Raw genomic sequence first — 20,099 nt, forward strand, 5'->3', positions numbered from 1 at the left:
CAGGGCTTTCGGAGGAGCATGATCAGAAAGTGAGCGGCAACAGGGTGGAGTTTCGGGCAAAGGCGGCAAACCGTTTCCCTTGGCGGATAAACGGATTGCCGCTAACGGGATCACATCTGGACGGTTACCAGCCCTCCTGGCGACCGGGACCGCGCCATGCCTTTACAAAAGCCTTGGTCTCAGGGCGCGGCACAGACGGTTTTTCAACAGACACCGTTCCGGTATACAGGAAACCAACAACCGACTCCCCCGGCTCCAGGCCCAACCCTTCAAGAACCTCGGGATGATAAGCCACGCCCCCGGTACGCCACATCGCGCCATAACCGGCATCCCGCAGGGCAAGCCCCAGGAAGCTCATGCCCACTGCGGCAGACATCAACTGTTCAACCTCGGGCACTTTCGGGTGGGATTGTGGCGCTGCAATGCCCACAATGACCATTGGCGCTCGCAGAGGCGCGCGCCGGGCTTTCTCGATTTCCTGCTCACTGGCAGTTTCAGGGCACGCGCTGGCAAACAGTTCGCCCAGGGCGTGCCGGGCTTCTCCCTCCACCACAAGGTAGCGCCATGGCCTTAGCAGGGCATGGTCAGGCGCCCTGGCGGCGCACTGAAATGCCACATCCACTATGTGCCGGGGCGGTGCCGGCTCTTCTAAACGGGGTTCGGATGCTCTCTCAAGCAGGAAACGGGTTACGGACGTCATACTGGCTCACCGAATTGTGGGTTACACTTAATACTGTTAACCTTTAGTAGTAACTACACATAGAAAAATAACCACCAACAACGATAACGTGTTCGGCGGCATACAATGAGTGACCAACAAGCTTTTCGCAACCGCAGGGACCTGTATTCCTGCCACCGGGAAGACTCGGTTCTGACATGATGAGCGCACAGGCCGATTTGCGCAATGTCGCCAGCAGCGCGGGTAAACTCGCTTCCGCGGACATCCACGACCACACCGTGGCCATTCCGCCCATGCCGGATTATAACGGCCGAATCATCGCCTACACCGCAACGGCCGCGATTATTGTCGCCGGAATCCTCCAGGGCGTATTTCAGCAATGGCTACTGTGGTTTGTGGCCGGCGCACTTACCTGGCCGCACATCGCCCATTTGCTGACCCGGCGTACGTTTCTTCGCCGCTCACCACGAATCCGGCAGAAGATGCTGTTTCTGGACTGCGTTATTGGTGGCACCTTCATCGGACTTATCGGCCTGATTGCCATTCCCTCGGTGTCAATATTGTTAATGCTGATGTTCAGTTGTCTGATTGTTGGCGGTATCCGCCAGTGGCTGTTCGGCACTGTACTCATGCTCGCCTCACTTGCGGCGTCTGCAGCCACCTTCGGCGTTGCCGACAGCCTGCAGTCGCCGCTGCTGACCAGCATCCTGGCCCTGGCCTCTACCGGCGTCTATATCTGCGTAACCGCCTACTACTCCCACCAACAGGCCCGCACACTGTTGTTGGCAAAAACCCAGATCCAGAACCAGCGTGAACAGTCTATCGCGCTCTCCCACAAGCTATCCAAATACCTGTCGCCGCAGGTCTGGCAATCCATCTTTACCGGCGAGCGTGATGTTCGGCTGGAAACCCAGCGCAAAAAACTGGCCGTGTTCTTCTCCGACATCAAGGGCTTCACCGAACTGTCTGAGGAAATGGAACCCGAAGCCCTGACCGAACTGCTCAATCACTACTTCAATGAAATGTCGGAAGTCGCTCTCCGATACGGTGGCACCATCGACAAATTCGTCGGCGATTCCATCATGATCTTTTTTGGCGACCCTACCAGCCGTGGCCAACGGGAAGACGCCTTTGCTTGTGTGTCCATGGCCATCGACATGCGCAAGCATATGAAGATCATGCGCCAGAAATGGCGGAGCCAGGGCATCAAAACCCCGCTTGAGATCCGTATGGGTATCAGCACCGGATACACCACGGTGGGCAACTTCGGTGCCGAAAACCGGATGGACTACACCATCATCGGCAAGGAAGTGAACCTGGCCAGCCGGCTGGAAAGCCTCGCAGAACCTGGCGAGATTCTGGTGTCCTACGAGACCTTCTCTCTGATCAAAGACCGCATCATGTGCCGGGACAAAGGCGAGATCACCGTGAAGGGCTTCGGTAAGCCCGTACCCATTTACGAAGTGGTGGACTTCCGCCGGGATATGGGCCCGAACCGCAGCTTCCTGGAACATGAACACAGCGGCTTTGCCATGTACCTGGACTCCGACAAGATCACCGAAAGGGAACGCAGAGAGGTACTCGCTGCCCTTGAAGACGCAGCCGACAGGCTGCGTCAGGAAGACGACGCCGACTAACTACTGCCGGACCAACCTCGGTCCGGCATCACCCTCTGCACAGGTGCTGCGCCACGGGTTGATATCCAGCCCTCCACGCCGCGTGTAACGGGCACAAACCATCAATTCCGTTGGCTGACACCGGGCCATCAAATCCGTAAACACGGTTTCCACGCAATGCTCATGGAAATCCTGCTTCTGGCGAAAACTGACCACATAACGCAGCAAACCAGCACGATCTATCTTCGGGCCGGTATAACGAATGAACACGCTGGCCCAGTCAGGCTGGCCAGTGACCGGGCAATTGCTTTTCAGCAAGTGGGAACACAGCTGCTCGCTGACCACTTCCTCGCCTGCGCTGAGTGAATCCGCCGAGTATTCGTAAACCACATCGTCTACCGGCTCGTCATCAATCAGCTCATAGCCCTGCGGCCGACCTTCCGCAGGGGCGGATTCGTCGACACTGAACAGCCGCACAGCCACGGCGGCGCCACAGGCGCTGGACAGGTCGGCGGTAATGGTCTCGGCAACCTGATCCGCCGATGAGAACACCGCCTGGTTCAGGGAATTCAGATAGAGCTTCAGGGATTTACTTTCGATAATCGACGGCGACGCCGCCGGAAAGCGGATCTCCCCCCAGGCAACTGCTGGCACGCCGCCCGGGCGCAACCAGGAGATCTCCCACGCCTGCCAGAGGTCCTCACCAAACCACGGCCAGCGGCCATCCTCCAGCCCGATACGGCGGCGGTTTTCCTCACGGGCAACCGGGAACAACAGAGACGGATCGTACTGATCCGGATAGTCGCTGGCCTTTCCCAGCGGCGCATTGTGCAAAGCCATAGTTTTTCCTGAAACCTGTCAGTGGCGGATACCCTTGCCCCGGGCAAGCATACGCAATGCAATGGTCGCCAAAAGGACAATGAAAACCAGAATCATACCAAGGGAGACAAACGGATTAACGTCCGAAACACCCAGTATGCCGAAGCGGAAACCATTCACCATATACAGTATAGGGTTGGCCATCGACACGCCCTGCCAGAACCCCGGCAACATATCGATGCTGTAGAACACCCCACCAAGGTACGTCAGCGGTGTCAGCACAAACGTGGGCACAATGGAAATATCATCAAACTTGGTCGCCAGCATGGCATTGATGAAGCCACCCAGGGAAAACAACGCCGATGTCAGGAATACCGTCACTACCACGATGGGCAGGCTGTGAATCGATAACCGGGTAAAAGCAAGAGACAGCAAGGTAACCACCAGGCCAATACTCAGCCCCCGGGCCATACCGCCCGCCACGTAACCGGCCAGGATAGTCCAGTTGGGAACCGGCGACACCAGAAGCTCCTCAATGCTGCGCTGAAACTTCATGGAAAAAAACGACGACACCACGTTGGCGTAGGAGTTGGTGATCACCGCCATCATGATCAGCCCCGGCACAATGAACTGCATATAGTCGTACCCGCCCATTTCACCAATGCGCGAGCCGATCAGGTTGCCGAAGATAATAAAATACAGCGTCATGGTGACCGCAGGCGGCAACAGAGTCTGGGGCCATATCCGGGTAAACCGGCGAATCTCCCGGAGTACGATGGTGTAAAACGCGGTCCACAGTGCCTGTAACGTCACGCCTTCACCTCCGCCTGCCGGTTGGTCTCACGGGCGTTGTCTTCCACCATGCGCACAAACAACTCCTCCAGCCGGTTGGCTTTGGTACGCATACTGATCACTTTGATGCCCTTCTTTTCCAGTTCAACAAAGAGGGCGTTCAGGCCCTGCCCTTTGGCCACCTCGGCCTCCAGTGCTCCGTCGTCGTTGAGTTCGCAATGAAATCCTTCGAGCTCCGGGGCGGCATCAACCGGCTGCTCGAGATCCAGCACGAAGGTTTCCACACTCAGCTGTTTCAGCAGCTCACGCTTACTGGTGTGCCGGATAATCTCGCCATGATCAATGATCGCAATATTGCGGCAAAGCGCCTCGGCTTCTTCAAGATAATGGGTGGTCAGAATGATGGTAGTGCCCTGGCGGTTCATCTCTTCCAGGAACTGCCACATGGAGCGACGCAGCTCAATATCAACGCCGGCGGTGGGCTCATCGAGAATCAGCAGGCGTGGTTCATGGACCAGCGCACGGGCAATCATCAGCCGCCGCTTCATGCCGCCAGACAGCATCCGCGACGGGGTGTCGCGCTTGTCCCACAAGCCCAGTTTCCGGAGGTACTTCTCCGCCGAGATCCTGGCCTGCTTGAGTGGAATGCCGTAGTAACCGGCCTGGGTGGTGACTATGTCGAAGACCTTTTCAAACTGGTTGAAATTGAACTCCTGTGGCACCACGCCAAGGTTCAGCTTTGCGGCGGACAGATCGGTATCGATGTCATGGCCAAACACCCTCACCCGGCCACCGGATTTGTTCACCAACGAAGACACGATGCCCAGAGTGGTGGATTTTCCGGCGCCATTCGGGCCCAGAAGTGCGAAAAAATCGCCTTCCTGTACCTGCAGATCAATCCCCTTAAGCGCCTGAAAGCCACTGCTGTAGCTTTTGACCAGCCCTTCAATTTCCAATGCGTAGGTCATAACCAAACCGTTATCTGAGAGGAACGTGTGCCGAAACCGGCAAATAGGTAGAGAGCTATGTGATTGTGGCGATCTGACGAAAATCAAGGGGGTGAGCACAACCAGGCAGACCACTGGCAAACGCAGAAACTGCGACAGGTTTCCCGATATACCTCTGCCGCCCTCCCTATAATGCTGTTACAACAACTTACAAAAAGCCTGACACCCGGCACCGGATGCGCCAGGCCAACGCGAAGGGATTGTACGACACACTATGAGATTCGTTCACCTCACCCGCCTGCTCTTACCTTTTTCCGCTGCATTTGTTCTGGCAGGTTGCCTGGACAGCGGTGGCAGTTCCGGCTCAGACGACACCAGTACCGGGCGCGTGCACTTTCTGGGGGTTAGTGGTCTCGGTTACCAAACCGCCAGCCAGACCGGCACAACGGACGATCAGGGCCGGTTCCGCTACTATCCCGGCGAAACCCTGTCGTTCAACGTTGGCAATCTACCCATTGTCTCTGACGTTCCGGCACGGGAATACGTAACCTTTCTCGAATTTCTGCCAGAGACCCGGGACGCCCTCCACACCCCCGGCGTAAATGACGAGGAACTTCGGGACCACACCATCAGCGAACAACAGCAGCTCAACAACATCACCCTGCTGAATATGACGCGATTCCTGATGGCCCTGAACTGGACAGAGAATGTACCTGAAGGCTCAGGCATTGATATTCGCACCAGAGTGATTGACCAGCTCAACGCAGCGCTAAGCGACCCTGACCTGCCCAATGCCGTGGATTTTAACGTCAACCAGGGGGAGTTTACCGCCGAGGACTCACCCGCCAATCAACTGCTGGCGCAGATCTGCTTCTACCCGGAAGACGACGAGCTTTGCTCCGCCCCACCCACAGACGACGACATCAACAACGCACCGCCACGGCCGGAAAACGACGACGACATTGATCCGGACACCGACTACCGGGAAGACCTGGAGAACCTGCGTAACCGGATTCTCCAGGCCGTAAGGACCCTGGAAGATGCAGACAACGAACGGGCCAGAACCTATCTACGCCGGGAGCTGAATGCCATCACCCGGGAAATCGGGCGCCGCTATTACCTGGCAGACCATAAAGCCAACCATGGCGCCAGCGACACCGAAATCAAGACGGTTGCCATCCGCAAGATCGGCGGGGAGCCTGAATTAGCCCAGTTGGAGGCAATCAGCAAACGGGAGCAGGATGTCGTTGTCCATTCCTGGAGCTGGCAAGACGCAGACGTAGACTACTTTGTGGCCGGGCCCAGCGGCGGAGAATCGGAACTGCTGATCAACTTCAGACCAGGCAACACCTACCGCTGGGTGCGCAAGCAATTGCGGGTAGTTATCGATTGATCAGACTGTTCAGCGACCACCGGGATTCGCCACCGGTAACATCGTAAAGGGCTGGGTCCAGTCCCTCTGTTCCGTGGGGCAGGCAGTCCCGCACTGTCAGCGCTTCCGACGCAGGACGGGATTGGTTGAATTTCGCCAAATCAATAATCTTTGCTGACTTCAGAGGCTGGCAATCCGGGCCCTGCATCACCATCACCCGGGGCCACAAACGACGCTCCGGCGAGTGGGAAACCACCACACCCCGCTGCCCATCAGACAGCTCCACCAGTGAACCGGTCGGATAGATACCAATCGACTGGATAAAGGCCTCAACCAGGTCCTCCTGGAATTCGATATTGCGCATGTCGTACAGCAGGGAAACTGCTTTAGCCGGGGTCAACGGTTGTTGGTCATCGCGGGGTGCCGTCATCGATTCAAAAAACTCAGCGATGCCTGCCACCTTGGCCAGCAGCGGAATGCGGTCGCCACGGATCCCGTGCGGGAAACCGGAACCGTTGTGACGTTCCCGATGCCCCTGCACCACACTCATCACCGCACGTGACAAGCCGGCGTGTTCAAGCAGCTTCACGCCCCGGGTTACGTAGCTACGATACTCCGCGTATTCCTCCGGCCCGAGTTGATGCTCGCGCATCAGCAGGTCTTTCGGCAGCTCCGTCTTGCCCACCTGAGACAACAAACAACCGGTGCCAAGATGGTTCAGCAGGCCCTCATTCAGACCAAGCTGACGACCACAGACCAACGCCCAAACGGCGGTATTGATCGCATGGCGATAGATGTAATCGTCATACTGTCGGGTGCGGCTCAGCCACAACAACGCATCCGGCTGGCGGGCAACACTTGCCACCATTTTACGGGCCACCTCGGCAGCCGGCCTAAGATCCGGCATCTGGCCAGAATGGGCTGTCGCGAATGTCTCCTTGAGCGCTTTCTCGGCATCCGCCAGCAAACGGCGGGAAGCCTTTACTTCTCTTTTGAGCGTGGTAGCGGTCTGGTAGGTGACTGGCTCACGAATACTTAACGGAGCCAATTGCAGCTCCTCCCGGCCGTTAGTACGGCTGGTGGGCGCCTTACGGAAGGATTTGCCTGTCTCTTTGCTCAGGGCGACAGAATCCCGGCTCTCAGCCACATCGACCATTACCCACTTGCAGTGGGAAACCAGCGCCCGAATGTCGTTCTGGGAGCGGATATAGAAGCCCTGAATGGGGAATGGGGTCTGATGCCACGGCCGATCCAGGTCAGACACGAACATGCCGACCTCCAGATCATGAACCGCGATTTTCTTCTGCTGGACTCCCACCGCACACCTCAGAAAACTGGACTATTGGATACAAACCAGTTTGCCACTCTGGTTGAAAGACACCATTACAGTTTGGTATCCAAACACCACAGAAAGGAAACAAGGCGTAACGCAAGTTATCAAACCGCAACGGAATGTAGCATCGTGAACCGCATCACAGGGCGAATGCCACACTCGTCAGTCTTCTTTGCACTCATTTTCGTTGAACGATGGCAGGCGGGCGCTGAGCGTGCCCCTGGGAACTTTTCTGGCGTGAACGGTATAAGCAACCGGCGACGGACGCAGGTAATCCATGTTTACCTCGTCATCACCCCGCTTAACCACTACAGACTCCGGCCGGCAGCTCACCAGCAGGCCGAAACTCGACCCGATATCGGCGACACCCTGCAGGGGCGCTCCCTGCTCAACCGCCACACACACATCCTTGCCAGTAGCCGGCTGGCCAGTGGCTGCGATTCGGTCTTTCCCGGGCTCACCACAGGCTCTGATCCCCTCGGCACAGGCGCCGCTATCACTGTGGTTCTGGTCAGTGATACGCCACACCCTTTCGCTGCACTGGGTTTCCAGCCGGATAGGCGTCGCCTTGTTGTTGGCCAGCCACCAGCCGGGGTATTCGGCACTTTGCCAGGACACCCTCACCTGGCGGGTTTCGCCTGCGGAGGTCTCGGCCGGGAACATCGCATAGTGTGTGTAGTAACTGGCGCAGCCGTTCAACACAAGCAATGAACACAACACCGCCACTAGCCCGGAACGCCCTGAAAAAGCGAAAGTCATCAGTAAAGCCGTCCTTTCAAAACTCAGACTCGAAGACTTCCATTATCGGGATTGGGCGGGGACATTCCACGGACTATTCATCATTCTGGTCAAACTGCAGGCCAAAACCGTCGTTGGTCTGCCTTACCACCACCATATCCAGTATGGGTGCCGGCACCGGTAAACCCTGCACCTGCACGGTTACCTTGTCACCTAATTGCGGCGAAAAAGGCTCGTCGTTGAGCACGATGAATACGCCTCCGTCCGAGATATCGCGGGTTGAAAACACGAATTCACCAAACTGTTCGTGTACCACCTTAACTTTCGCACTCAAAGCGGTGCGGCTGTGCACTCTGCGATCGTTGTCTACCATACCCCGGGAACCCTGTTTTTGGCCTGTTTTTTATAGTGTTATCAAGCATAACACCATTTTTACACAAATATCCCTCCGGCGTTATTGACTCAAACCGTGATAGCAATGAGAATAGTTGTCGTTTTTAACTGCCTGTGAGTTTATCTATCAGGTGAGCCAAACAAAAGGAAGGAAAACACTATGCGAATGAAACTAGCAGCCGCTGTTGCCATCGCCCTGACCGCCACACCGATGGCTGCCACCGCCGATGGCGAAGTAAACATCTATTCCTACCGCCAGGCTTATCTGCTGGAGCCGCTGTTGGATGCCTTTACCGATGAAACCGGCATCAAGACCAACGTTGTCTTCGCCAAGCAGGGTCTGGCAGAACGTCTGGAACGTGAGGGCCGTAACAGCCCAGCCGACGTGGTGATGACGGTCGACATTTCCCGCATCAACGAGCTGGTTGAAAAAAACCTGGTCGCGGAAGTAGACAGCGACACCATTAATAAGAACATTCCGGAAAACCTGCGCCACCCGGACGGCAAGTGGTTTGCACTGACCACCCGTGGCCGCCTGATCTTCACCTCCAAAGATCGGGTTGAAGAAGGCGAAATCAGCACCTACGAAGACCTGACCGATGCAAAATGGAAAGGGCGCATCTGCACCCGTAGCGGCAAGCACCCGTACAACGTAGCGCTGGTGTCTTCCATGATCGCCCATCATGGCGAAGAAAAAGCTCAGGAGTGGCTCCAGGGCGTTAAAGACAACCTGGCACGCAAGCCCCAAGGCGGCGATCGTGACCAGATCAAAGCCATTGCCGAAGGCGTGTGCGACCTTGCCCTGGGTAACAGCTATTACTACGGCAACATGCTGATGGACGAAAACCAGCGCCCGACCGCCGAGCAGGTCAATCTGGTGTTCCCGAATGCTAACGATCGTGGCACCCACGTGAACATCAGTGGTATTTCCCTGACCCAGAGCGCGCCCAACAAGGCCAACGCCATCAAGCTGATCGAGTTCCTGTCCTCACCGAGCGCACAGCGTATCTACGCCGAGGCCAACTCTGAGTACCCGGCAAACCCGGAAGTCAAGCCAACCGGCATGGTTGCTGAGTGGGGCGAAATGAACCCGGACAACCTGTCGCTGCAGGAAATTGCCAACAACCGCAACGCAGCCGTTCGCCTGATTGATCGCGTCGACTACGACGGCTAACCGGAACGGCAGGCCAACTGGCGCCGACATCAGGCGCCTATCAGAAAGGGTACCAACAGTACGTTGGTACCCTTTTTAGTACCTATTTCAGAGACAGAAATGACCCCCGTCATTGCAGTGAGCCCCCTCAGTATCTAAAATCGCAATTCTTCTCATCACCACTTCCATAACGGGACAAGCATGACCGAGGTCGTTTCCAGTGCCAATCCGGGGCTTTCGCAACCACTTCTGGCCAAACGCACCTCAAAACGATGGATGATCAGTGCCCTGATCACCACGGCCATTGTCGCTTTACCCGTCTTCTCTGTGCTTTACCTGGCCTTGTTCCCTGATGAGAACATCTGGCCACACCTGATGGAAACCACCCTGCCCCGCTACCTCACAACCACCATCAAGCTGATGATTGGCGTGGGCATTCTCACATTGATCATCGGGCTTTCCACCGCCTGGGCGGTCACCGTGTGCGAGTTCCCGGGGCGAAAATTCTTCGAATGGGCCCTGCTGCTGCCCTTTGCGGTGCCGGCCTACGTGATTGCCTACGTTTATACCAGCCTGCTCGACTACGCCGGTCCGGTCCAGAAAGCCCTACGGGAATGGTTTGGCTGGCAAAGCGCCGCAGACTACTGGTTCCCGGAGATTCGCAGCCTGGAAGGGGCTGTCCTGATGATCGGCCTGGTGCTCTACCCTTACGTTTATCTCCTGGGCCGCGCGGCCTTCATGGAGCAATCGCCGTCACTGTTTGCGGTCAGCCGCAGTCTTGGCCATTCCGCGATCAGTACGTTTTTCCGGGTAGTGCTGCCCATTGCCCGCCCTGCTATCGCGGTAGGTTTGTCACTGGTGTTGATGGAAACCCTGAACGACTTCGGCACCGTCGACTTCTTCGCCGTACAAACCCTCACCCTGGGCCTGTTCGATACCTGGATGAACCTGGGCAACCTGGGCGGAGCGGCCCAGATCGCCACCACCATGCTTATGTTCGTGGTGATCCTGGTTACCCTGGAGCGTTACTCCCGCCGGCGCCAGCAACAGTTTGCCGCCCGGGATAACCGCGACCCCATCCACCGCTTTACCATGTCTTTTCCGCGCCAGATGATTTGCCTGGCCGTATGCGCCGTCCCTCTGATCTTCGGTTTCATTATTCCGGGCGCCACCCTTGGCTACTACGCCTGGGAATACTTTGATGAAAGCTGGAACCCGAACTTCATTCGCAACACCTTTAACAGCCTGTTCCTGTCTGGTACCGCAGCGCTGACCACCCTGCTGATTGGTGTTACCCTCGCCTACAGCCGCCGGCTGCACAATACCCGAGGCATGCAGGTGCTGATGCGCCTTTCCAGCCTGGGTTACGCCATGCCCGGCGCGGTGCTTGCGGTTGGTGTGATTATTCCCCTGGCCGGCTTCGACAACTGGTTCGATGGCCTGATGCGGGATTACTTTGGTTTCAGCACCGGCCTGCTGCTGAGCGGCACCGCCTTTGCCCTGGTGTTTGCCTACACGGTTCGCTTTTTGGCGGTTTCCGCCGGCAGTGTTGAAAGTGCCCTTCAGAAGGTCACACCGAGCATGGACATGGCCTCGCGCTCACTGGGTCACACACCCGGTAAAACCCTGGTGAAGGTGCACCTGCCCATGCTCAGGGGCACCCTGGTGACAGCGGCCCTGGTGGTGTTTGTAGACTGCATGAAAGAACTGCCCGCCACCCTGATACTGCGCCCATTCAACTACGAAACCCTGGCCACCTATGTGTACCAGTTTGCTTCGGATGAGCAGCTGTACCACAGCGCACTGCCCTCCCTGATCATCGTGCTGGCAGGCATCATTCCGATCATTCTGATGAGCCGGTCCATCTCCAATTCCAGAACCATGACCTGATTTCGGCGTGCTCCGTAGCGGATTCAGAAACAAGAAGGCCCGGCAATTTGCCGGGCCTTCTTGTTTACCGCGTGGAGCGTTCTGCGGTTACTGCCAGATAACCGGCTGCTTCTTCGCGTACCAGCTATCCACTTTCTCCTGGTAAGCGTCTTCAACTACGTTACGCTTGAGCTTCAGCGTCGGGGTCAGGAAGCTGTTCTCGATGGACCACTCATCGCTGACCACAGTAATGAACGCCAGTTGCTCGTGGGGATCAACGGTCTTGTTCACGTCTTTGATCAGCTGAGTGAAGCTCTCTTCAATTTCCTTGCGGAAGCTTTCATCGGCCATCTTCGGGCGAATCTCCTCACCCAGGAGCACCAGGGCATGGGGCTGGGTCTGGTTGGCACCAGACACACATACCATTTCGATGGCGTCGTGCGACATCAGGCGATTCTCAATCGGCGCAGGGGCAATGTACTTGCCCTTGCTGGTTTTGAAGATCTCCTTGATGCGGCCGGTCAGCTTCAGGCGGCCCATCTCGTCGATTTCGCCCTTGTCGCCAGTCTTCAGGAAGCCATCTTCGGTGAAGGTTTCCTTGGTTTTCTCTTCGTCCTTGTAGTAACCCATCATGGTGGCCGGGCTCTTCACCAACACTTCGCCCTGCTCGCTGATTTTCACCTCAACACCTGGCAGCGCCTCGCCCACGTAACCGGTACGGGTACGGCCCGGCTTGTTCATGTGCGAGTAGGCGAAGTTCTCAGACATGCCGTAGCCTTCCAGCAGCTCCAGGCCCAGGTTGCGGTACCAGTCCAGCACATCGTTGGACAGCGGCGCGGAGCCGGAGCCCGCCAGCTTGACCTTGTCCAGGCCCAGCCCTTTGAGGACTTTCTTCTTGATCAGTTTGTTGACCAACGGAATCTTCAGCAAGCGCTCCAGCTTCTGCTTGGGCACCTTCTGCAACACGCCGTGCTGGAACTTCACCCACAGGCGAGGCACAGACAGGAACAGCGTCGGCTGCGCCCGCTGCAGATCCTGAACAAATGTATCCAGGGACTCAGCAAAGTACAGATGGAAACCGGCATACAGAGAGCCCAACTCCACAAAGGTACGTTCGAACACGTGGGCCAGCGGCAGGTAAGACAACATGCGCTCCTCGGGGCCCACACCCAGAGTCTCAATGCCACCAGCAGCGGCAAACGCCATGTTTTCGAAGCTGAGCATTACACCCTTGGGCCGACCAGTGCTGCCAGAGGTGTACACAATGGTTGCCAGCTCTTCCGGCTCACGGTGTACCTGGCCTTCCAGCGGCGGGTATTTGGCCACGATGTCGTCCCAGGTCTCGAAATCGTTGGGCGGGCTCAGGGGGTAGGAAATGCAACGCACGGAATCCGGAACACCCGGCTTCATGCTGTCCCAGTCGTCCAGCTTGCCCACAAACAGAACCTCGCATTCGGCGTGGTTCAGGATGTAGTTGACGGTATCCGCATTCAGGGTTGGGTACAGGGGTACGGAAATATGGCCGGCCAACCAGATCGCCCAGTCGGTCATGATCCATTGCGCGCAGTTCTTCGAAATAAGACCAATACGGCTCTTTTCCGGCAGGTTAAGGGACTTCAGGTAGGATGCCATCCTGCGGGCTTCATCAATTGCCCGGCCCCAGGTGTATTCAACCACCTTGCCGTTGCCAATCGGCTGAGTCATGTAAGGGGAATCAGCTTTCGTGGCTTCCCAGTGGTAAAGCATATCGAGGGGAAGTTTGTTTGTTGTGTCCATGGACCTTCCTAGTTTGTCTTTATAGTTGGGGGGTATCGTATTATTAGACTTTCGTAGCCTATTTCAACACACCCCTGCACGTCAAAACGTGACAAAACCAAAATATCTGCATTTCAGACAAATGCGCAATAGCAACTGATAAAGTATCGCCCATCCCTACCCCGAAACCTATATCCCTGTGGTAAACTTGCGCACTTTCATTTTTCCGCCCCGGCAAACGGGGACATCAGTCACTGACTCGGAGATGGGCATATGGCCAAGAAGACCTTGCGCACCCTGATCGGCGCTTCGCTGCTGGCAGCAGCAAGCCTGGTTCAGGCTGAAGAAACCCGTGTAGTTGCCATCACGCAGATTGTTGAGCACCCGGCACTGGATGCCGCTCATGAAGGCATCAAAGATGAACTGGCCGAGCGCGGCTACCGCGTGGGTGAAAACCTTCGCCTGATGCACGAAAGCGCCCAGGGCAACTCAGCGATTGCCTCCCAGATTGCCCGCAAGTTTGTGGGTGAAAGCCCGGACGTGATTGTTGCCATCGCTACCCCGTCTGCCCAGACCGTAGCAGCCGCAGCCCGCAACATTCCGGTTGTCTTCTCAGCAGTGACAGACCCGGTGGCGGCCAAACTGGTCCAGAGCCTTGAGACACCGGGCGCCAATATCACAGGCGTAAGCGACATGCTGCCTATTGAGAAGCATTTGGACATGCTCCAGCGCATCATGCCGGATGCCAAGCGCATCGGCACCGTTTACAACCCCGGTGAAGCGAATGCCGCCGCCCTGATTGATCTGCTTGAAGAGCGCCTGGCGGCCCGCGACATGCAACTGGTTAAAGGTGCTGCCACCAAGACCTCTGAAGTGCTGGGTGCGGCCCGCTCGCTGGTCGGCAAGGTAGATGCCATCTACCTGACCACCGACAACACCGTGATCAGTGCTGCCGAAGCGGTGATTTCCGTTGGCGAGCGGTCCAAGATTCCGGTATTCGCGGCAGACACCGCCACTGTTGAGCGTGGCGCGGTTGCCGCTCTCGGTTTCAACTACTACAACCACGGCCGCCAGACCGGCGCCATGGTTGTGCGCATTCTGGAAGGTGCCGGCACCGCCGACATGCCCGTTGAAACCATGGAAGAGCTGGACCTTTACGTAAACCCGGCCGCCGGTGAGCGCATGGGTATTACCCTGTCCGAAGACCTCATCCAGGACGCAAAAGAAGTCGTCAAAAGCGACAAGTAACGCCTGACCAACACGGGCGGACCCCACAAGGGCCCGCCCGTTTTCTTTCACGGTGATTAACTACCCATGCTCAGTGAAATTGCATTCTACGGTGCTCTTGAAACCGGCCTGATCTACGGCCTGGTTGCCTTTGGTATTTACCTCTCTTTCCGTGTTCTCGACTTCCCCGACCTGACAGTGGACGGCAGCTTCCCCCTGGGTGCCGCCGTAGCCGCCGTTCTGATCCTGGAAGGCTGGAACCCGTGGGTTGCCACCGGCTTCGCCGCGCTGGCAGGCATGGCGGCAGGTGCTGTAACAGCCATCCTGAACGTCAAACTCAACATCCTGAACCTGCTGGCCTCCATCCTGACCATGATCGCGCTGTACTCGGTAAACCTGCGCATCATGGGCCGGCCGAATATCGCCTTATTATCAGAAGAAACGGTGCTGACGCCCTGGTATTCCCTGGGCCTGGAGTTCCATCAGGTACCGGTGATTCTGTTCCTGATCGTTGTGGCGGTATCCCTGGTGCTGCTGTGGCGCTTCATGAAATCGGAAACCGGCCTGGCGATGCGCGCTACCGGCTCCAACGCCCGCATGGCGCGGGCACAGGGCATTGCCACCGGCGGTATGATTATCCTCGGCGTAGCCCTGTCTAACGGCCTGGTTGGCCTGGCCGGCGCCCTGTTCGCCCAGAGCCAGGGCGCCGCCGATGTCACCATGGGTGTGGGCGTGATTGTTATTGGCCTGGCTTCCCTGATTGGCGGCGAGGCGGTACTCACCCCGTCTACCGTTATGCGTGCCCTGCTGGCCTGCGTGATCGGCGCCATCATCTACCGTTTGGCCATTGCCTTCGCACTGAATGCAGACGTACTTGGCCTACAGGCCCAGGATCTGAACCTGATTACTGCGGTACTGGTTACCCTGGCGATTGTTCTGCCCGGCGTTCGTACCAATCTCACTAACCGCTTCAGCCGCAAAAAAGCCTGAGGAGGCACTATGATCAGCGCAACCGATCTACGGCTTACCTTCGGCAAGGGTACGCCACTGGAAAACCCGGCACTGCGGGGTATGAGCCTGACCGTTAACCAGGGTGAGTTTGTGACCGTTATCGGCAGTAACGGGGCCGGCAAATCCACCTTCCTGAACGCCCTCTCGGGCGAGGTGATGGTGGACAGCGGCCAGATTATTGTCGACAACCAGGACGTTACCCGCCTGCCCACCCACAAAAGGGCTTCGCGAGTGGCGCGGGTGTTCCAGGACCCCCTGGCCGGCACCTGTGAGAACCTGTCCATCGAGGAAAACCTGGCACTGGCCATCAAGCGTGGCCAGCGCCGTGGCCTCACCACAGCGGTAAAAGGCAAGTACCTGCCGCAATTCCGGGACAGCCTGGCCACGTTGAAGCTGGGCCTGGAAAACCGCCTGGGCGACAAGATGGGCCTGCTCTCCGGTGGCCAGCGCCAGGCCGTTAGCCTGCTGATGGCCAGCCTGACACCGTCCAGCATCCTGCTGCTGGACGAGCACACCGCGGCTCTGGACCCGAAAACCGCCAACTTTGTTCTGGAACTCACGCAAAAGATCATTGAAGAACAGAAGCTGACCGCCCTGATGGTCACCCACAGCATGAAGCAAGCGCTGGAAGTGGGCAGCCGAACAGTCATGCTGCACCAGGGCCAGGTGGTGTTCGACATTGCCGGTAAAGACCGGGAAGGACTGGAAGTGAAAGACCTGCTCGGCCTGTTCGAGAAACAGCGCGGGCTGGAAGTGGACGACGACAGCCTGTTACTGGGCTAAGCCATTTCCGCAATAGAAAACGGGGCCACGAAGGCCCCGTTTTTTATTACACAGTTAAAGCCGTTAGTGGCCGTAAATGCGCATCGAGGTATTGGTAATTGCCAGGTCGTCCAGCATGACCGAACCAATCGACGTGCCACCAATCAACACGCCACCAATGCTCAGGTCAGCCCGGAAGCTGTCCATCTCGATGGCCAGAACCTCCGTACCGGCCGCATTGGCACCCTTGAAGATATCCAGATCCACATTGGCGAACAGCCGCAAAGGCTGGGGCGCCTGCAGATCATAATCGGCCCCGGTGAGGCGGAGATCCCGGATACCCATGGCCAGGAACGGAATGTCAAAGTCCAGGTCATCGATGGCGAAATCCGTTAACAGCCTCAGGGTATCCGTGGCGGTATCCACCCGGATGGTGCCAGAGCCAATCAGCATGTCCATCTGGAAGTTATCCATAATGGTGGTACTGCCATCGGTGCCGGTCAGGTCCCAGGCTCCGGTGGTGATGCGCATATCCACAGCCCCGAAGGTCATCGGGAGAATGTTGATGATGGCATCGCCGTCATTGGCAATGTCGATATTGATCCGAACGTTGTCCAGCTTGTCGCTGGGCCCGGCTCCCGTCAGGTTAAAGCCCAGTTCCGGAAACAGGTCGATACGGTTGGCACCACCCACAGAGATATCGTTAATCACCAACGATCCCTCATCCGTGTAGATAAACCGATCAATATTCAGCCGGGTTTCCAGCTCAATAGTGACACCCGCCTGACCGGTGATGTTACCCATCGAGATTTCATCCAACGGCTGGAACGCCATGGCGGCAGGGGCGGCCCCCGCAACACACAGCGCTAGCATGGTAGGTTTCAGGCCTTTCATTGTTCTTTTCCTTTTATAGTAGTTATCACTTCCTGCGGGCCACTGCGGTGTTACGACGCCACCCTCATACTCTACCGACACGTCGCATCTCGATACGTGCAGACATCACAAAAACTTGCACATCACAACAATTTTCACTGAACGCTTTTTAACCACAACATCTAGTGATTCCCCCGAAACCGCGCTGAACGCCCGCACAGCAGGGATTTTGCGCGTTGCAAGTATTCTTCCATTGATTTTCTTTGCACTCAAAGCTCATTCAATAGTTGCTCTCTTATTCACAGACCACTATATCCTGTTATACTTCACGAACAAGAAGCCCATATATAGGGCAAATAACAACCACACAGCCCGCCGCGCGGGCGCCGGGAAAGCCGGCAAAAGCAACTCCGACAGCAAGATAAAGGCAATCCACCGGCTCTGAACAGGCGGCACCTTCCGCCAGGCAAATACCACATCTAGTGTTTTTGACCAAAAACAGGCCGGCAGTAAGAACGCAACACCATTAAAAAAGGGGCATGGCGCCGGGGACGGCACCATCAAAACGAGACATACTGGAAACCGAGGGTGGCAATGAACGCTAAGGCACAGGCAGTGATCACAACGATTCCCATGCAGGAAGCGTCGCTTGATATCTGGCACAGCAAATACCAGCTGAAGACCAAAACAGGCGAAGCGGTCGACAAAGACATCAACGCGACTTACGAGCGCGTTGCCAAGGCCTTGTCGGAAGTGGAGAACAAGAATGTACGCAACAAGTACATGAAGGAGTTTCTCTGGGCCCTGCAAAACGGTGCCATTCCGGCTGGCCGGATCACCTCCAACGCCGGTGCGGAAGCCCACAAGCCTGCCACCTCCACCATCAACTGCACGGTATCCGGCAGTATCCAGGATTCCATGAATGACATCCTGGAAAAAAACCACGAAGCAGGCCTTACCCTCAAGGCCGGTTGTGGTATTGGTTATGAGTTCTCTACCCTGCGCCCCCGCGGTGCCTACGTCGCCGGTGCCGGCGCTACCACCTCTGGCCCGCTGTCGTTCATGGATATCTTCGACCGCATGTGCTTCACCGTGTCTTCTGCCGGTGGCCGCCGCGGTGCCCAGATGGCCACCTTCGATGTACACCACCCCGACGTCATCGAGTTTATCCAGGCCAAGCGTGAAGACGGCCGCCTGCGCCAGTTCAACCTGTCTCTGCTGATCACCGAAGACTTCATCGAAGCCGTACGCAACGGCGACGACTGGCACCTCTCCTTCCCTGTCACCAAGAAGGAAGTGGAAGACGAAGGCCTGGACCTGAACAACGCCGAGCAGTTCCTGTACCGCGATTTCCCGGTTCAGGACGGCTACGTGGTAAACGAAGAAGGCAAGGTGGCCTGCCGCATCTACAAGACGGTGAAAGCCCAGTTCATCTGGGACACCATCATGACCAGCACCTACGACTACGCTGAGCCAGGCTTCATCCTGATCGACAAAGTCAACCAGATGAACAACAACTGGTTCTGCGAAGACATCCGCGCCACCAACCCCTGTGGCGAGCAGCCCCTGCCCCCTTACGGCAGCTGCCTGCTTGGCTCCGTGAACCTGACCAAGTTCGTGGACTACCCGTTCACCGACAAAGCCAGCTTCAACTACGAGAAGTACCGCAAGGTTGTCGGCATCTTCACCCGCATGCTGGACAACGTGGTAGAAATCAACGGCCTGCCGCTGGCCGAGCAGCGCCACGAAATCACCTACAAGCGCCGCCACGGCATGGGCATCCTGGGCCTGGGTTCCACCCTAGCCATGCTGCGCATGCCCTACGGCTCTGACGATTCCGTGCAGTTCACCGAAGACGTGGTTCGGGAAATGGCCGTGGAAGGCTGGCGCCAGTCCCTGGCCCTGGCTGAAGAAAAAGGCCCGGCCCCGATCATGGAAGATGAGTTTGAAATCACCCCCAAGATGATGAACAAGTGCCCGGACCTGGCCAAAGACGGCTACAAAGTGGGCGACATCCTCAAGGGCAAATTGCTGCACGCCAAGTACAGCCGCTACATGCAGCAGATTGGCCACGTAGAGCCGGAACTGGTGAAAAAGCTGGCCGAGAAAGGTGGCCGTTTTACCCACCACACGTCCATCGCGCCCACTGGCACCATCAGCCTGTCGCTGGCCAACAACGCCAGTAACGGCATCGAGCCAAGCTTCTCGCACCATTACGCCCGGAACATCATCCGTGAAGGCCGGAAAACCAAAGAGAAAGTGGACGTGTTCAGCTTCGAGCTGCTGGCCTACCGCCACCTGGTTAACCCTGGCGCCATGCCCTTCTCCGAAGACGAAGACAAAAAGCTGCCCAGTTATTTCACCACCTCTGATGACGTAACCCCCACGCAGCACGTAGACATTCAGGCAGCGGCACAGAAATGGGTAGATTCCTCCATTTCCAAAACCGCCAATGTTCCTACAGACTTCGCTTACCAGGACTTCAAAGGCATCTACCTGTACGCCTACGACAAGGGCCTGAAAGGCTGCACCACCTTCCGCTTCAACCCGGAAGCCTTCCAGGGCGTACTGGTTAAAGAGAAAGACCTTGAAAACACCCTGTACGAATTCACCCTGGACGATGGCAGCAAAGTGACCCTCAAGGGCAACGAACAGGTAGAGTACGACGGCGAAACCCACACCGCCGCCAACCTGTTTGATGCGCTTAAAGAAGGCACTTACGGTAAATATTGATCCCGGGAACCGACAGACAGGACAACG

General features: G+C 57.0%; 17 protein-coding genes. 8 read left to right on the forward strand and 9 right to left on the reverse strand.

Translation table 11 applies throughout. From position 1 onward, the window contains the following. Positions 1-124: 124 nt before the first annotated feature. The gene (locus FIV08_RS10675; RefSeq protein WP_072677153.1) at positions 125-700 is read right to left on the reverse strand and encodes a nitroreductase; all 576 of its coding nucleotides are present in this window, start codon (positions 698-700) and stop codon (positions 125-127) included. Positions 701-876: 176 nt separating this feature from the next. On the opposite strand from FIV08_RS10675, the gene FIV08_RS10680 reads away from it, so the two are divergent. After that, positions 877-2,316 carry an adenylate/guanylate cyclase domain-containing protein gene (locus FIV08_RS10680; protein WP_152438292.1) on the forward strand — a complete coding sequence of 480 codons (1,440 nt, stop codon included), beginning with the start codon at positions 877-879 and terminating at the stop codon, positions 2,314-2,316. Here the strand turns inward: FIV08_RS10680 and queF are convergent, their stop codons facing one another. The 3 genes from queF to FIV08_RS10695 are packed head-to-tail and all read right to left on the reverse strand — an operon-like array spanning position 2,317 to position 4,874. Next, a complete protein-coding gene (queF, locus tag FIV08_RS10685; protein ID WP_152438293.1) occupies positions 2,317-3,135 on the reverse strand; it encodes an NADPH-dependent 7-cyano-7-deazaguanine reductase QueF in 819 nt (272 codons plus the stop codon). It abuts the gene before it with no gap. Positions 3,136-3,153: 18 nt separating this feature from the next. Further along, positions 3,154-3,927, reverse strand: a complete 774-nt coding sequence (locus FIV08_RS10690; RefSeq protein ID WP_152438294.1) for an ABC transporter permease — start codon at positions 3,925-3,927, stop codon at positions 3,154-3,156. After that, entirely contained in the window at positions 3,924-4,874 is a 951-nt protein-coding gene (locus FIV08_RS10695; RefSeq protein WP_152438295.1) for an ABC transporter ATP-binding protein, read from the reverse strand. The genes FIV08_RS10690 and FIV08_RS10695 overlap by 4 nt, the downstream gene beginning before the upstream one ends. Before the next feature lie 253 nt (positions 4,875-5,127). Here FIV08_RS10695 and FIV08_RS10700 point away from each other — a divergent pair, with 253 nt between their 5' ends. Continuing rightward, positions 5,128-6,246 carry an organic solvent ABC transporter permease gene (locus FIV08_RS10700; protein ID WP_152438296.1) on the forward strand — a complete coding sequence of 373 codons (1,119 nt, stop codon included), beginning with the start codon at positions 5,128-5,130 and terminating at the stop codon, positions 6,244-6,246. Here the strand turns inward: FIV08_RS10700 and FIV08_RS10705 are convergent. From FIV08_RS10705 to FIV08_RS10715, 3 genes are all read right to left on the reverse strand, one after another. Continuing rightward, a complete protein-coding gene (locus FIV08_RS10705; RefSeq protein WP_152438297.1) occupies positions 6,236-7,543 on the reverse strand; it encodes an HD-GYP domain-containing protein in 1,308 nt (435 codons plus the stop codon). The genes FIV08_RS10700 and FIV08_RS10705 overlap by 11 nt on opposite strands. Before the next feature lie 177 nt (positions 7,544-7,720). Then, positions 7,721-8,317 carry a hypothetical protein gene (locus FIV08_RS10710; RefSeq protein ID WP_152438298.1) on the reverse strand — a complete coding sequence of 199 codons (597 nt, stop codon included), beginning with the start codon at positions 8,315-8,317 and terminating at the stop codon, positions 7,721-7,723. Between the two features lie 73 nt (positions 8,318-8,390). Further along, a complete protein-coding gene (locus tag FIV08_RS10715) occupies positions 8,391-8,669 on the reverse strand; it encodes a PilZ domain-containing protein (RefSeq protein WP_152438299.1) in 279 nt (92 codons plus the stop codon). A 180-nt stretch (positions 8,670-8,849) separates the two neighbouring features. On the opposite strand from FIV08_RS10715, the gene FIV08_RS10720 reads away from it, so the two are divergent. Both FIV08_RS10720 and FIV08_RS10725 read left to right on the forward strand, forming a co-directional pair. After that, positions 8,850-9,863: a Fe(3+) ABC transporter substrate-binding protein gene (locus tag FIV08_RS10720; protein WP_152438300.1), complete on the forward strand. Its 1,014-nt coding sequence runs from the start codon at positions 8,850-8,852 to the stop codon at positions 9,861-9,863. 180 nt (positions 9,864-10,043) lie between these two features. Further along, a complete protein-coding gene (locus FIV08_RS10725) occupies positions 10,044-11,732 on the forward strand; it encodes an ABC transporter permease (RefSeq protein ID WP_152438301.1) in 1,689 nt (562 codons plus the stop codon). 87 nt (positions 11,733-11,819) lie between these two features. On the opposite strand, the gene FIV08_RS10730 is transcribed toward FIV08_RS10725, so the two are convergent. Further along, positions 11,820-13,487, reverse strand: coding sequence for an AMP-binding protein (locus FIV08_RS10730; RefSeq protein WP_061332107.1), 1,668 nt, complete (start codon positions 13,485-13,487; stop codon positions 11,820-11,822). Between the two features lie 252 nt (positions 13,488-13,739). Between FIV08_RS10730 and FIV08_RS10735 the strand changes: the two genes are divergently transcribed. The 3 genes from FIV08_RS10735 (at position 13,740) to FIV08_RS10745 (ending at position 16,487) form a co-directional block, all read left to right on the forward strand. Beyond that, positions 13,740-14,714 carry an ABC transporter substrate-binding protein gene (locus FIV08_RS10735; protein ID WP_152438302.1) on the forward strand — a complete coding sequence of 325 codons (975 nt, stop codon included), beginning with the start codon at positions 13,740-13,742 and terminating at the stop codon, positions 14,712-14,714. Positions 14,715-14,780: 66 nt separating this feature from the next. Continuing rightward, positions 14,781-15,683: an ABC transporter permease gene (locus FIV08_RS10740; protein ID WP_106695907.1), complete on the forward strand. Its 903-nt coding sequence runs from the start codon at positions 14,781-14,783 to the stop codon at positions 15,681-15,683. 9 nt (positions 15,684-15,692) lie between these two features. Next, positions 15,693-16,487, forward strand: coding sequence for an ABC transporter ATP-binding protein (locus FIV08_RS10745; protein WP_061332101.1), 795 nt, complete (start codon positions 15,693-15,695; stop codon positions 16,485-16,487). 63 nt (positions 16,488-16,550) lie between these two features. Here FIV08_RS10745 and FIV08_RS10750 read toward each other — a convergent pair whose 3' ends face one another. After that, positions 16,551-17,360: a DUF6160 family protein gene (locus tag FIV08_RS10750; protein WP_152438303.1), complete on the reverse strand. Its 810-nt coding sequence runs from the start codon at positions 17,358-17,360 to the stop codon at positions 16,551-16,553. 573 nt (positions 17,361-17,933) lie between these two features. On the opposite strand from FIV08_RS10750, the gene FIV08_RS10755 reads away from it, so the two are divergent. Next, positions 17,934-20,072 carry an adenosylcobalamin-dependent ribonucleoside-diphosphate reductase gene (locus tag FIV08_RS10755; RefSeq protein WP_058091127.1) on the forward strand — a complete coding sequence of 713 codons (2,139 nt, stop codon included), beginning with the start codon at positions 17,934-17,936 and terminating at the stop codon, positions 20,070-20,072. The last annotated feature ends 27 nt before the right edge of the window (positions 20,073-20,099 follow it).

Origin of the sequence: Marinobacter sp. THAF197a, from assembly GCF_009363275.1 — a bacterium.
Lineage (GTDB): Bacteria > Pseudomonadota > Gammaproteobacteria > Pseudomonadales > Oleiphilaceae > Marinobacter.